The organism is Paraclostridium bifermentans (genome assembly GCF_964259345.1).
Classification (GTDB): Bacteria; Bacillota; Clostridia; order Peptostreptococcales; family Peptostreptococcaceae; genus Paraclostridium; species Paraclostridium bifermentans_B.
The window spans coordinates 337,770-351,314 of sequence record NZ_CAXVJR010000004.1 but is presented as its reverse complement, the minus strand read 5'-3'; the positions used below and the strand labels follow the sequence as shown (position 1 = coordinate 351,314).

General features: G+C 26.9%; 11 protein-coding genes and 2 riboswitches. Of the genes, 1 reads left to right on the top strand and 10 read right to left on the bottom strand.

Annotation, left to right across the window (positions count from 1 at the left end):
- Positions 1–52 precede the first annotated feature (52 nt).
- The 5 genes from sfsA to ACEXNK_RS10095 all read right to left on the bottom strand — a co-directional run bounded on the left by sfsA (position 53) and on the right by ACEXNK_RS10095 (position 6,897).
- The gene (sfsA, locus tag ACEXNK_RS10115; RefSeq protein ID WP_373601101.1) at positions 53–748 is read right to left on the bottom strand and encodes a DNA/RNA nuclease SfsA; all 696 of its coding nucleotides are present in this window, start codon (positions 746–748) and stop codon (positions 53–55) included.
- Between the two features lie 16 nt (positions 749–764).
- Positions 765–3,992, bottom strand: coding sequence for an FtsX-like permease family protein (locus ACEXNK_RS10110; protein WP_373601102.1), 3,228 nt, complete (start codon positions 3,990–3,992; stop codon positions 765–767).
- 2 nt (positions 3,993–3,994) lie between these two features.
- Positions 3,995–4,699, bottom strand: a complete 705-nt coding sequence (locus tag ACEXNK_RS10105) for an ABC transporter ATP-binding protein (RefSeq protein WP_373601103.1) — start codon at positions 4,697–4,699, stop codon at positions 3,995–3,997.
- An 84-nt stretch (positions 4,700–4,783) separates the two neighbouring features.
- A complete protein-coding gene (locus ACEXNK_RS10100) occupies positions 4,784–5,041 on the bottom strand; it encodes a hypothetical protein (protein WP_373601104.1) in 258 nt (85 codons plus the stop codon).
- Between the two features lie 119 nt (positions 5,042–5,160).
- Positions 5,161–6,897: a Na+/H+ antiporter NhaC family protein gene (locus ACEXNK_RS10095; RefSeq protein WP_373601105.1), complete on the bottom strand. Its 1,737-nt coding sequence runs from the start codon at positions 6,895–6,897 to the stop codon at positions 5,161–5,163.
- Between the two features lie 134 nt (positions 6,898–7,031).
- Positions 7,032–7,207: riboswitch (Lysine riboswitch) on the bottom strand.
- A gap of 182 nt (positions 7,208–7,389) precedes the next feature.
- On the opposite strand from ACEXNK_RS10095, the gene ACEXNK_RS10090 reads away from it, so the two are divergent.
- Positions 7,390–8,391, top strand: a complete 1,002-nt coding sequence (locus ACEXNK_RS10090) for a diguanylate cyclase (RefSeq protein WP_373601106.1) — start codon at positions 7,390–7,392, stop codon at positions 8,389–8,391.
- An 8-nt stretch (positions 8,392–8,399) separates the two neighbouring features.
- Here ACEXNK_RS10090 and ACEXNK_RS10085 read toward each other — a convergent pair whose 3' ends face one another.
- From ACEXNK_RS10085 to add, 5 genes are all read right to left on the bottom strand, one after another.
- Positions 8,400–9,584: a pentapeptide repeat-containing protein gene (locus ACEXNK_RS10085; protein WP_373601107.1), complete on the bottom strand. Its 1,185-nt coding sequence runs from the start codon at positions 9,582–9,584 to the stop codon at positions 8,400–8,402.
- A 23-nt stretch (positions 9,585–9,607) separates the two neighbouring features.
- On the bottom strand, positions 9,608–10,549 hold the full coding sequence (locus ACEXNK_RS10080; protein WP_373601108.1) for a DUF362 domain-containing protein: 942 nt from the start codon (positions 10,547–10,549) through the stop codon (positions 9,608–9,610).
- 143 nt (positions 10,550–10,692) lie between these two features.
- A complete protein-coding gene (locus ACEXNK_RS10075; RefSeq protein WP_373601109.1) occupies positions 10,693–11,334 on the bottom strand; it encodes a lactate utilization protein in 642 nt (213 codons plus the stop codon).
- Between the two features lie 27 nt (positions 11,335–11,361).
- Positions 11,362–12,216, bottom strand: a complete 855-nt coding sequence (locus ACEXNK_RS10070; protein ID WP_373601110.1) for a YihY/virulence factor BrkB family protein — start codon at positions 12,214–12,216, stop codon at positions 11,362–11,364.
- A 90-nt stretch (positions 12,217–12,306) separates the two neighbouring features.
- Complete coding sequence (add, locus tag ACEXNK_RS10065) at positions 12,307–13,302, bottom strand: adenosine deaminase (RefSeq protein WP_373601111.1); 996 nt, start codon at positions 13,300–13,302, stop codon at positions 12,307–12,309.
- Positions 13,303–13,391: 89 nt separating this feature from the next.
- A riboswitch (purine riboswitch) is annotated at positions 13,392–13,491 on the bottom strand.
- Between the last annotated feature and the right edge of the window lie 54 nt (positions 13,492–13,545).

The window sequence follows — 13,545 nt, the reverse complement described above, 5'->3', positions numbered from 1 at the left end:
TAAAAATAAAAGAGTGTAACCAAGTTTATTACTTAGTTACACTCTTTTATTTTTATAAAATAACATTAACTTTTTTATTTATGCTTATATAATTATAATCTACATCGCAATCATAAGCTATTATATTTACACCATTTAATTTAGCATTTTTTAATGCATCTGCAAATTCTTTATGCATTTTTATATTTGGTGTAAAATATTTAACACCTTTCATTTGTATTATAAATAATATATAGCTTTCATACCCATCTTTTTTAGCTTCTACAAGTTCATTTATATGTTTTACACCTCTGTCTGTTTTTGCATCTGGAAATAGCACTACCCCATCCTCTTCTAAAGTAACTCCTTTAACTTCTACAAAGGCTTTTTTATTTTCTGTTTCTATATAAATATCAAACCTAGACGACTTATAGGTTTTTTCACCTTTTATAAATGTTATATCTTCATCTAATCCTGGTAATAATATTTTTTTATTGACTAAAGCCTCATAAGCTACTTTATTTGGAACTTGAGAATCCATATTTATAAGCCTTTCATCTTTAATAACATTAATTAAAGAGTATTTAGTTTTTCTATTTGGATTATCATGTTCTTGTAAATACACTGTACAACCTGGAACTAATAATTCTTTACACTTTCCAGTATTTTTAACATGTACTATTTCTTCTTTTCCATTTACCATACAATGAGCTATAAACCTATTTGGTCTTTTTAAAAATGTTGCTTTTATCATATTTTCATATATCATCTTTATTCTTCCTTTGTTAATCTACTGATTTTAAAGATTCAACCATTTTAATTTTCTTTAGTTTAAAATACATAGATAGATTTACTAATGCTGCAAATGTAAATGTAAGAAGAGCTGATAATATAAAACTCATTGTCTTTATTTTTCTTCCAAACATTACAAAATCTAGCTCAGCTGTAGTCATTATAAATCTATGTAAAAATACACCCAAGAATAATCCTGCAAAAGCTCCTATAATAGTTAGGATTATATTTTCTCTAAATACATAAGATGCTACTTCATTATCATAAAACCCAAGTACCTTGATAGTTGCTATTTCTCTTATTCTTTCACTTATATTAACATTAGTAAGATTATATAAAACTATAAAGGCTAAGGCTCCTGCAGATATTATAATCAATATTACAACACTATTTAAATTCGATATCATATCTGAAAAAGAGTCTTTTGCACTGGTGTTAAATGAAGCTGAACTTATATTATTCAAACTCATAATGTCTTTTACTAACTTATCGTCTGATATTTTGCTATTTGATGTATTTATTAATACTTGGTTGAACTTAACATTTTCTTTAAATGTATTTTCATATAACTTAGGACTCATATAGATGTAGTGCCCAACATAATTTTCAACTATTCCATCTACTTTAACTTTAAACTTTTTATTATCCTCATTTTCTAAAGTTATTGAGTCTCCAACTTTTATTTTTAGTAATTTAGCTAATTTTTCAGTTACTAAAACTCCATTATCATTTAAAGTATATGTTTCATTTGATACCCTATTTTTAAGGTTTATAAATTTATTTATACTATTTTTATTTTCAGGAACTATTATACTTGCATCTTTTGTAGAATTATTACTTTCAACCTTAAAGTTCTTACTCTTAACATTTATATAATCATCTATTCGATTATCTTTACTAATATAATCGAGTTCTTTACTATTAGTATTTTTATTAACTTCTTTATCATAACTTAATGTTAAATTATATTTAATTATCTTTCCATATTGATTATCAACTATAGAGGATATGGAGTCTTTTACACCAAAACCTGTAACCAATAATGCACTGCAACCAGCTACTCCTATTACAGTCATAAAAAATCTCTTTTTGTATCTAAATATATTTCTACATGTTACCTTTTGTATAAAACTTAATTTATTCCATATAAAACTTATACGTTCAAGTATTATTCGTTTACCTTCTTTAGGAGATTTAGGTCTCATTAATATCGAAGGTACTTCTCTTAATTCTTTGTAGCATGAATAAGTAGCTGCTAATGTAGTAGTTAAAACCGCTATTAGCGTTGATATTATTATTAGCTTTAAATCAAAAGTTAGGCTAACGTTTGGAAGTTTATATGTCATACTAGCATATGCATTGAATATAACTGTTGGAAATACTGTTAGTCCTACAATATTACCAATCACACTACCTCCTATACTAGCTAATAATGAATATATTATATATTTAAGCATTATAGAAAATGAACTATATCCTAAAGCTTTCATAGTACCTATATTTATTCTTTGTTCATCAACCATTCTAGTCATAGTAGTTAAACATATTAAAGCTGCTAAAGAAAAGAAAAATACAGGAAATATTTTAGATATAGAATCTATACTGTCTGAAGAATTTTTATAATCTACAAACCCATAGTTTGCATTTCTATCTAGAACATACCACTCACCAGATTTTATATCCTTAATTTTTTGTTCTTCTTTATCAATTTTTTTCTCAGCTTTTAAAAACTCACTTTCCACTTTTTGCTTATTTTCATTATACTTTTCTCTTCCTTTTTTAAGTTCTTCTTCACCAGATTTTAATTGATTCTCTGTTTTTTTAAATTGATCTAGAGCATACTTTTTCTGAGAATTTAATTTACTTTTTTGGCTAACTAGCTCATTTTTTCCTTTTTCTATAGCATCTTTAGATGATAGTAATTTACTTTCCGTTTCATTAATTAAAGTTTCTTTTGATTTTATTTCTTCATTAGCTTGTTTTAATAACTCTTGTGAGTTTTCTAGTTTTTCTTTACTTACCTTCAAAATTTCTTCTAGTTCTTTTCTCTTCGAATCATCTAAATATTCATTTGATAATAAACTTTCTATACTCGTTATATAATTTTCAAGCTTTTTAACTTCTTCTTCTTGTAACTTTAGTGCTTCTTTAGCTTTGCTTATTTCATCTAGTGCGGTAACTTTTTTATTGTTAAATTCATTTAATTTGTCATTTAGTTCTTTTTCATTTGTATTTAATTTTTCTTCTTCTTCTTTTAATTTGATTTGAGCGGTATTTATAGTGGTATTAAACTCTTTTTCTTTTTTATTAAGTTCATAATATCCATTCTTAAGATCATTTTCAGATTTGTCTAGTTTGTTTTTAGCTAAATCTAATTCCTTATAGGCAACTTCTTTTTCCGAATCTAACTCTGATTTTCCCTTAGCAAGTTTTTCATTTGCTTCATCTATAATTTCTTTGTATCTTAAATTTGCTCTTACCTCACCTAAATGTTCTAGGTCACTTTTTACATTATCTACATAGTCTGTATAATTTTCATCATAAGAATTAAATTCTTTAGATCCTTTAACCGTTACAAAGCTTTCAGTGTAAGCATCTAATTTAAAATCACTATCTGGTATCATCATGAAACTATCTAATTGACCATTACCTATAGAGCTACTTCCTTTAGCTCTTGATATATAGTATGGAGTTTCAACTTTACCTACAACTTTATACTCCTTATGTTTTAAAGTTTCATCTAATTTTTCTCCATTAGATCCATAAATTTTTATAGTACTACCTATAGGTATATCTAATGAATCATCTATAACACACTCTCCAGACTTATTTGGATATCTTCCTTTTGATATTTTAAATTCATTTATGTAATCTTTGTCTGTTTCATTTTCAGGTATTCCATGCACTTTTAAAACTAATTGATTATTCCCTATACTTGTTAGCACTTCTTTAGAATAAGTAGGGTATACACCTTCAACTTTATCAATTTTAGATATAGCATTTATATCATTATCAGTTAGTCCTAAATTTGAAATAATTGTAATATCCATTAAGTTATTATTATCATAATATTTATCAGCTGTTAACTCCATTACAGGTGATGCTACTTTTATGCCTGTAAAAAAAGAAACCCCTAAAGTTATTATGGCAAATATTGATATAAAACGACCTTTTGACTTTTTAATTTCTCTAAAAGTATCTTTGAATAAAGGATTTTTCATACCTACCACTCTATCCTTTCTATAGGCGTAGGTCTTTCATTTCTAACTATATTATGAACCTTCCCATTTCTAACTGTTATTACTTTATCTCCCATAGGAGCTATTGCCATATTATGAGTTATTATTACAACTGTCATCCCTAGATTTTTGTTTGTATCTTGAAGGACCTTAAGTATTGATTTTCCAGTATTATAATCTAATGCACCTGTAGGTTCATCACACAACAGTAATTTAGGATTTTTTGCTAATGCACGTGCTATAGCAACTCTTTGTTGCTCTCCTCCAGACAACTGAGCTGGAAAGTTATCTTTTCTATTATTAAGTCCAACAGAGTTTATTACCTCTAATGGATTTAATGGTTTTTTACAAATTTGAGTAGCTAGCTCAACATTCTCTATCGCAGTTAAATTTTGTACTAAGTTGTAAAACTGAAATACAAATCCTATATCATGCCTTCTATATTTAGTTAGTTCTTTTTCGCTATATTTACTTATATCATTATTGTCTACTAATATAGTTCCAGATGTTGCAGAGTCCATTCCTCCTAATATATTCAATATTGTACTTTTACCTGCCCCACTAGCGCCTACAACTATAACTAGTTCACCTTTTTCAATAGAAAAGTCAACTCCATCTAGAGCGTTTATTTTTACTTCACCCATAGTGTATGTTTTTTTAACATTTTCAAACTTTATATAGTCTTTCATATCATCTCCTCCTGTTTCTTATAGACATTATACACTATTTGAGATGATAACGTAATCTACTATGTATTTCAAATATATATATAATTATTCTTTTAGCTCTTCATATTTTATTCCATTTATAGTCATATCTTGTTCTTTAAGCTGTTTTGGAGTATCTAGAGCTGTTGATTTACCAAAGTAATAACCTAGCACCATACTAAATATAGGTATAAACTCACCTGGTTTTATAGTACCAATTATACTTAAATAACAAAACACAATGGTTAAACATAAAGCTATAACCTTTCTAACACTACCAAATATGCCTTGAGATAAACTATATACTCCATTTATTATTTTCATACATATCCCCCCTTTATACATATTATTCGGACAAAGAATTCTATATACCTAGGGGCATATATTTTGTGTAAATATAAAGAGACCTATTATTATAATAGGTCTCTTATAATTTAATATATTTATATTAAACTTTCTTTAATTTCATATTCTTCTACATCTATTCTCTTTCCAAATATTTGAACCCCAATAAATACTGCTATTATAGCTAGTGGTAGTACTATATATATAGGTAATCCTAACCCTGCTGGAATATATCCAAATACCACTGTTATAGTTGCTACAAATAAAGAATACGGCATTTGTGTTTTTACATGTTCTATATGACTACACCCTGCTCCCATAGAAGATAATATTGTTGTATCTGATATAGGTGAACAATGATCTCCAAATATAGCTCCTGTAAGAACTGCACTCGTACTTACTATAACAAATGACATTTCAGGATTTATAGAGTGTGCTAAAGGTATTGCAAGAGGCATTAATATTCCCATTGTCCCGTATGCTGTTCCTGTAGAAAAGGATATAATAGCACCTAATATAAATATTATACTAGGTAGTAAAAATGCTGGTATAGATCCTGAAAGTAGTGTAACTAAGTATTTAGCTGTTCCAAGTTCTTTTATTACAGAACTTAATGACCAAGCAAGTATTAATATAACTCCTGTCATTAGTAACCCTTTCATTCCATCTATCCATATATCTATCCCTTCTGATAAAGTAAATATTTTCTTTGATACTCCCATTATTATCGCAACAGCTGTAGCAATCACAGAAGATTGAAATAAGGCTATAGATGCGTCTGCTGAACTGAAGGTTTCTTTTATAGCATCAAAAGACAATGGTGAGTTTAAAATTAAATTTTGAGTTTCTATACTGTCTCCACTCAATATAGCTGTATATCCACTATAGTAAAAGCATATTAAAGATGCAATTATTAATGTTCCTATAGGTATAATAGCATTCCATATACTTAGGGTTATACCTTCCTTAGGTTCTAAATCAGATTTATCAGATAAAGAGTTTGTATCTCCTTGATTAAATGTATCATTTTGTCTAGCTTTTAACTCAGCATTTCTCATTGGCCCAAACTCTTTTGATAAGATAATTGTTATAACTATAAATGCAAGTATTAATATATTATAAAATCTATATGGTATAGTCTGAAGAAAAATTCCAAAAGCATCAGCTTCTATTCCTATTCCCGTAAAAGCATCATTTATAAGCCCAACTTCCAGCCCTATCCAAGTTGATATTATAGCAAGGCCTGCAATAGGAGCTGCTGTAGCATCAATTATAAAAGCTAGTCTTTCTCTTGAAATTTTCATTTTATCACTTACAGGTCTCATTATAGGTCCTACTATCAATGAGTTTGCATAATCATCAAAGAATACTAGTAAACCTAATAACCAAGTTATAATCTGTGTTCCTCTAGCACTTTTAGCTTTTCTTGCCAAACTTTCAGCTATAGCTTTAGCTCCACCCATTTTAGCTACAAGATGAATAACTCCACCTATTACTAATACTTGAAGTATAATTCCTGCATTCCACGGATCTGCAAGTGAATTCAAAGCTCTAGATATAAAGTCTATAAAACTTTGAGGTATTGCATACAATATATTCCCATTATTTAAGTTTACTAAAATACCTCCTGATAATATACCTATAAATAATGATATTACAACATTTTTAGTTATAAATGCTAATACAATAGATACAATTGGTGGTATTAAAGTTAATGCCTTAAATTTTTGTGCATTTTGAAGTGTTATATCTACCTCATCTGCAAAAGCTATTGGTGTAGCTAATACTATTAGCATAGATACAATTAATAGAACAATAATTTTTTTGTTTTTCATAATAAATCCCCCTTAAATAAATTTTAGTGAATTACAGGGTTGTGCCAATTAGGATTATTAAAAAACTAAAAAAAGCCATGAGTATACACTCAAGGCTTAATATTTCTATAATTTTATAGAATAGTTACATTTCCTTAAATGATAGCTCAACACAAAATAAATTTGTGACAGTGATACACATATTATATGTATCCCCAGCAATATAACCTTAAAGCATCAGTTATAAGCTTCGGCAGTAATTCCTTTCTTAGTAAATCTTCGTGCTTAACTCCTTACTAGTACTAATAAGTACTGCGCCTCTACCCTTTGTTTATTCACTTTTATTACTATAAATTATATATTAGTAATTTATAGTAAATCAACTGTTTTTTCAATATTTTCTAAAAATTCAATCAACACAAATCGACATTTTTAGTTTTTTACTAATCTAATTGCCTATGTTATAATTTAAATTGTTAGATTATGTCTTTTGATATTTTTGGGGGGAGTTTTGTGAAAGATTACAAATTAAATTTACTATACGATGCGTTTAAAGAGTATTTTAATAATTATTTAGTAAAAAGAGATTTAGAATCTACTTTAGAGTTTATTAACAAAGAAAGTTTTACCGGAATAGGAACTGGGAAAGATGAACTAGTTTCAAATTATGAAGAAGGTGAAAAAATATATACAAGAGCTATAAATGAAGCTTATAATGAATTTTCCATTAATAATCAAAGCTTTCAATTTGAAAAAATTACCGATGATGTATATATAGTATATGGGCAACAAGATCTTAAGTCTAATATAGATGATTTAATTATATACCAACAAGGAATTAGATATTCTCTAGTCTTTAAATTTTCAAATGGAAAGTTTAAATTATGCCATACACATTCTTCTTTACCTTGTTATAATCAAAATATTGGTGAAAGTTATCCTATAGAAGAATTGAAAAAAGCAAATAAAAAACTTGGGAATTTAGTAGTTAAAAGAACTTTCGAATTAGAAAAAGCTTTGAAGGAAATAGAAAAAATAGCTTCTATAGACTATCTTACAGGGATATTAAATAGAAGAAAGTTTGAAGAATTTTTAGAAAAACAATTAGTAATAAGTAAAAATTTTCGGACTAGTTTTTGTATAGTTATTTTTGATATAGATAATTTTAAGGTTATAAATGATAACTATGGACATATAAAAGGTGATAATATATTAAAATTTGTATCTTCTACTATAAATAATAATAAAAGAAAATGTGATATATTCGCAAGATGGGGTGGCGAAGAATTTATACTTCTTTTGCCTAATGTAGATGCTATTGATGGTACAAACATAACTAAAAATATACTAAATTCTGTAAAAAATACAAAAAATGAATTAAATCTAGATATAACATTAAGTGCAGGCCTATCAGAATATGCTTTAGATGAAACACTTGAAAGTCTAATAATTAGAGCTGATAATGCCTTATATAAAGCTAAATATAATGGAAAAGATAGATTAGAAGTTAATTAACTTCTAATCTATCTAACAACCTTTCTAGTTAACGTACCTATTCCAATACCTTGCATAGTTATTCCTATTAAAATTTCTATATTAACTAAAGTATATGCTATTGGAACAGGTTCACAATTTATAGTTCCAAGGCCTCCAAAACATCCAATACTTAAACTTAAAGTTTCATTGAAATCCTTAATTGTTTGATTTAAATTACCCATTGCTGAAACATCGTATCTTACAACCTCTCCATTTATTTCAACACCAATAAATAAGTACACAAGAGCAAATATGAAAATAATCATTAATGAACTTATTACTGCATTCCAAGGTCTTTCTCCATATCCACAAGTTATCCAGTATATATATGATGAAATTTTTGATAATAATTTTAAAGATTTTCTTTGCATACTTTTACACAAATAGTAGTATTCTCCAAAATTATTATTTAAAGAATTTTCTTTAAATTTATCAGCTATATTTTGATATATCATATACAGACCTTCGTACTCTTCTCTACTTTTAGTGATAATTGGGATTTTATCTATAAAACTTTTCTCATCTAACTTACTTTTGTCTTTATCATTAAATTCAAAATCCTTTATATAGGTTGATATTATTTTAAATCCACTCAAGTCACAATCTTGTATACTTATATTTTTTAATTTGCTATAAATAATCATCAAGCTACTCATATCACAATTTTCAAAGTTTGTATATTGTATATTACATTTTTTAAAAACTGAAAAAGATAGTGTTGATTTTTCAAATTTTATATACATATTGCAATTATTAAACTCACAGGACAGATTATCTTTTACATTTAAAGATGGAACCTTTTGACTGTCTTCTTTAAAGAATGTACAGCTTTCAAAAACAACCCCACCTTCACAAAATTCACAATTAGTAAATTTACATCCAATAAATTTACAATCTTTAAATTTAATTCCATAAAATTTACAATTTTTAAATTCTGTACACACTATATCTTTATTTTGGATTATATGAAAACTATCTTCACTATAAACATCATTTTTTCCAAAATGTTCACTCAAAATAACTTTATAACTATACTTAATATCTGGATTATATTCTTTTCCTACGTTTTTACTTTTAATAATTTCATTATATAATTTTTCATTATTTTCCAATCTTTTACTAAGTTGTCTTTTAGCTACAAAAGCTTCTTCTTTAAAATTTATATAAGCCATATAAACACACACCTCATGAATTTCTAATTTTTAGGTTGAGATCCATGTATATTTTTAATATTGTCTTTGTCTAAAACTATAGATTTATTATATGCTGACTTAGTAAAAGTTTTTTCTGCTTTAGCTAAATCTAATCCTTTTAATATCATGTTTTCAACTTTAGCTTCTCCTATTCCATCATTGTAAAGCTTGTACAGATAAGCAATAGCCTGTGGAAGAAATCCTAAAAATCTCGCGCCTACTGTGTCAACTGCTACAGGGTCAGTCCCTACTATAATTAAACCATTAGTATCAACTGGTATACCATCTGTAGGCCCTGTTCCAATCATAGCTTTATCACAACTTACTATAGATAAATCTATAGGAATTTTGTTCATTATACAACTTATAAATCCATGTAAATCATCATGTATCCCTGTTTTCTTTTTAGGATATCCATGAATTTCTGCAGGTGGCCATCCCATAGCTATATTTTTAATACTAGCTGTTATAGTTGCTTCTTCATGCATCTTAAGCTGTGTAAAAGAAATTATAACATCAGCTTTGTTTATTATTTCGTTAATAGGTGTAGATTTTATTTTACTATGATTTATGTTTAAATCTATGTAGGGACCATAATTCATATCTATAAATTCAATACCTTCATCTTTAATCACTTTATCATATCCGTTTTTTTTCATAACATCTGGAGTTTTTGCTCCTCCTGCTCCAACTGCAATAGTTATACTTTTAGGTTTTTTGGTTTTAACGTATTGTATTAATCTCTTTAATGTATCAGGACCTACAACTGTTCCTGAACTTGGTTTGTAATCTTTAACCCAATTTGGTGTAATTACAACGTTGTCTCCTGATTTTATAATATCATTAATAGGTAGTTGATCTAAAGCTTTTTCTAAAGCCTTTCCTTCGTTAAACCCTTTTTCTATACAAACTATAGGTTTATTTACTCTTCTTTCTCTTATCATAGTTATCACCTCTATATAATTACTCTTATATATAGTGTTGACCTAACCTTACATATTATTCTTAATATATGGTGTTATTATATTTACAAAATAAATAGGTAAAGAAAAAACTCTAGTAAATAAATATTCACTAGAGCTTTTTTCTAATATCCAAAACTTTCATTTAGTATTATTACATGTATTCTATTTTTTGACCTTTGTCTCTTTATTAATGTGTACTCACAGCATATTCTATCATTGCTATTGCAATCCATACAATATCCAGTTGATTTACAAGGTGTTTTTGTATCTAATCTTTTAGCATTTGCAGGTGCTGCTATTGATTCATTTCTTCTTATAGCATCATTAACATCTTTTACTATTTTATTTGCTCCACATACTACAATAACTTTATCAGGTCCATAAAGCATAGCGGCTACTCTATTTCCATTTCCATCTACATTATATAATTCTCCATTTTCAGTTATAGCATTAGTGCTTGTAAAATATGCATCTGAACAAAAAGACTTTCTGTATATATCCTTTATATCTTTAGGAGTTAATCCATCTACATATCTATCTAAAAAATCATATTTACCAGATCTTAGATAATCTATTACTCCAGTTTGAAAAAGTGTTTGAGATCCTCCACAAGCGACTAGTGAATCATATTCAACTAATTCACTTATTTTAGATATTAACTCATCTTTAGAGCTAACTAAGTATCCATGCATATTATTCTTTTCTAAAGCATTTATAGTTCTTTCTATCTTTTTATCATTTACCCATTTCACATTTGTATCCATAACTATCTCCCTCTTTATTATTTTTTCTTAATATCTTTTTTGCTTATAATATATATAAGCGTTAATTTCACATCCTAAAAGCATAATCCAACTACTTAGATAGAACCATGTTAGAAGTGCTATTATACCTCCTATACTACCATATATAACTTGATAATTTGAAAAATTATTAGTATAAAACGAAAATACAACAGATACCAATATCCATCCAAATATAGACAATACTGCACCTGGCATAGCTTCTATAATAGTAATTTTTTTATTTGGACCATATCTAAATAAAGAAGTAACTATCCAAATAGTTATTGCAATTACAAAGGAATATCTAATTAAGTTCCATATAGGTATAAATATTTTACTTAGTCCTACAAATTTAAATATAAGATATCCTACTTTTTCCCCATAAAGCAGAAATACCATTGACGACACTATTAAGACTATAAGCTCTATTGTAAAATAAAAAGAAACTAATAAAAGCTTCAAAAATGATCTTGTTTCATTTAAATTATATGATTTATTTATACCTTTTATAAAAACTCTAACTGCTCTAGATGAACTCCATAATGTAAAGGCAAAACTCATTACTGTTAAACTAATACTTTTTTCACTTATCGCAGAAGTTATTATAGATTCTATCATTGCAAAAGCACTCCTTGGAATTAAATCATCAAATGAGTGTAAAAACTTATTAATATGTATTATAGGAATATATCCTAACAAGTTTATCATAAATATCAAAAATGGAAATATTGATAACAATAAGTAATAAGACATAGCTGCAGCTCTTGAGTTTACATCATTTATATTTATCTTTTTATATATGATGTTATTTTGAACATTGTCTTTTATATTATTTTTTATATTATTTATAAGACCTACCACCTTTCCTTCCTATAATATAATATCACAATATATTATATATCAAAAAATAAAAGTATTGCTAGTTAAAACAATACTTTTATTTTATATTTATTATATTAAATGAGTTCTTAATTTGTTTCTTATCTCTTCACTTGCAAAAGAAGCTTCTACACTATTTAAATATATTCTTTTGTAGTCATCTTTATCCATATTAAATCCATTTAGTATTATATTATATTCAGCGCTTAAATTTGTATCTGATACAGTTCTATTGTCTGTATTTAAAGATACTTTTATATCATCTTGGTAAAAGTTTATTAACGGGTAATTATTTATATTATCTATAGCTTTAGTTTGTAAATTGCTTGTAGGACACATTTCTAGAGTTACATTATTATTTTTTACTTTATCATAAGCTTCTTTGCAATCTTTTATAAATATTCCATGACCTATTCTTTCAGCTTTTAGTATTTCAATAGCTTCTAATACATTTTCTCCTATACCTGTTTCACCTGCATGTATAGTTACTCTATACCCGTATTCTCTAGCTAAAGCTATTGGTTCTTCAAATGCTTTTGAAAAGCCTTCGTTTTCACTAGAACATAAGTCTATAGCTACTACCCCTTTATTTAAAAACTCTTTTCCTGCTTCTATAACATCATAGCTAGTTTCAACATTCATAGTTCTCATACAAGATAGTATTAAATTGCCATTTATATCATATTTAGACTCAGCTTTCTTTATTCCTTTTAATACACTTTCTATCACTTCTTTAGTTGTCAATCCTTTGTTTATGTGAAGAAGTGGTGCGAATCTTATTTCAATATATACAACATTTTCATTAGCTGCATCTTCCATTAATTCAAAAGCTATTCGTTCTAGACTATCTTTATCTTGCATAATTAATCCAGGAAGATCAAATCTTTTTAAATACTCATCTAATGATTTGCAATCTTTAGGTGCTACCATCATTTCTTTTATTTCATTTATATCATTAGAAGGTATGTCTACATTGTTTTTACTAGCTAAATCTATTATAGTACTCGGTCTAACACTTCCATCTAGATGGCAGTGTAATTCTATCTTAGGTAAGTTTTTAAAGTTCATAATATTAATCTCCTTTATATAATTTATAATTAATTTGCTTTTTATATTAAGTATTTAGATATAAAAAAATCCTGATTACAAAGAAAATACAATCATTGTATTTTCTTTGTAATCAGGATTTTTCGGAACCTGGTAGAAACTCCCAAACCGTATTATTGGGATTATACAAAGCAATATTATTTCTCGTTTTTTATTTTTTTCATTATATCATATAGGACAGTAATGTCAATATCCAAATTTAAA

Excerpts from the sequence above, each read along its gene's own strand:
- sfsA (WP_373601101.1), bottom strand. The coding sequence starts at position 748 with ATGATATATGAAAATATGATAAAAGCAACATTTTTAAAAAGACCAAAT.
- ACEXNK_RS10110 (WP_373601102.1), bottom strand. The coding sequence starts at position 3,992 with ATGAAAAATCCTTTATTCAAAGATACTTTTAGAGAAATTAAAAAGTCA.
- ACEXNK_RS10105 (WP_373601103.1), bottom strand. The coding sequence starts at position 4,699 with ATGAAAGACTATATAAAGTTTGAAAATGTTAAAAAAACATACACTATG.
- ACEXNK_RS10100 (WP_373601104.1), bottom strand. The coding sequence starts at position 5,041 with ATGAAAATAATAAATGGAGTATATAGTTTATCTCAAGGCATATTTGGT.
- ACEXNK_RS10095 (WP_373601105.1), bottom strand. The coding sequence starts at position 6,897 with ATGAAAAACAAAAAAATTATTGTTCTATTAATTGTATCTATGCTAATA.
- ACEXNK_RS10085 (WP_373601107.1), bottom strand. The coding sequence starts at position 9,584 with ATGGCTTATATAAATTTTAAAGAAGAAGCTTTTGTAGCTAAAAGACAA.
- ACEXNK_RS10080 (WP_373601108.1), bottom strand. The coding sequence starts at position 10,549 with ATGATAAGAGAAAGAAGAGTAAATAAACCTATAGTTTGTATAGAAAAA.
- ACEXNK_RS10075 (WP_373601109.1), bottom strand. The coding sequence starts at position 11,334 with ATGGATACAAATGTGAAATGGGTAAATGATAAAAAGATAGAAAGAACT.
- add (WP_373601111.1), bottom strand. The coding sequence starts at position 13,302 with ATGAACTTTAAAAACTTACCTAAGATAGAATTACACTGCCATCTAGAT.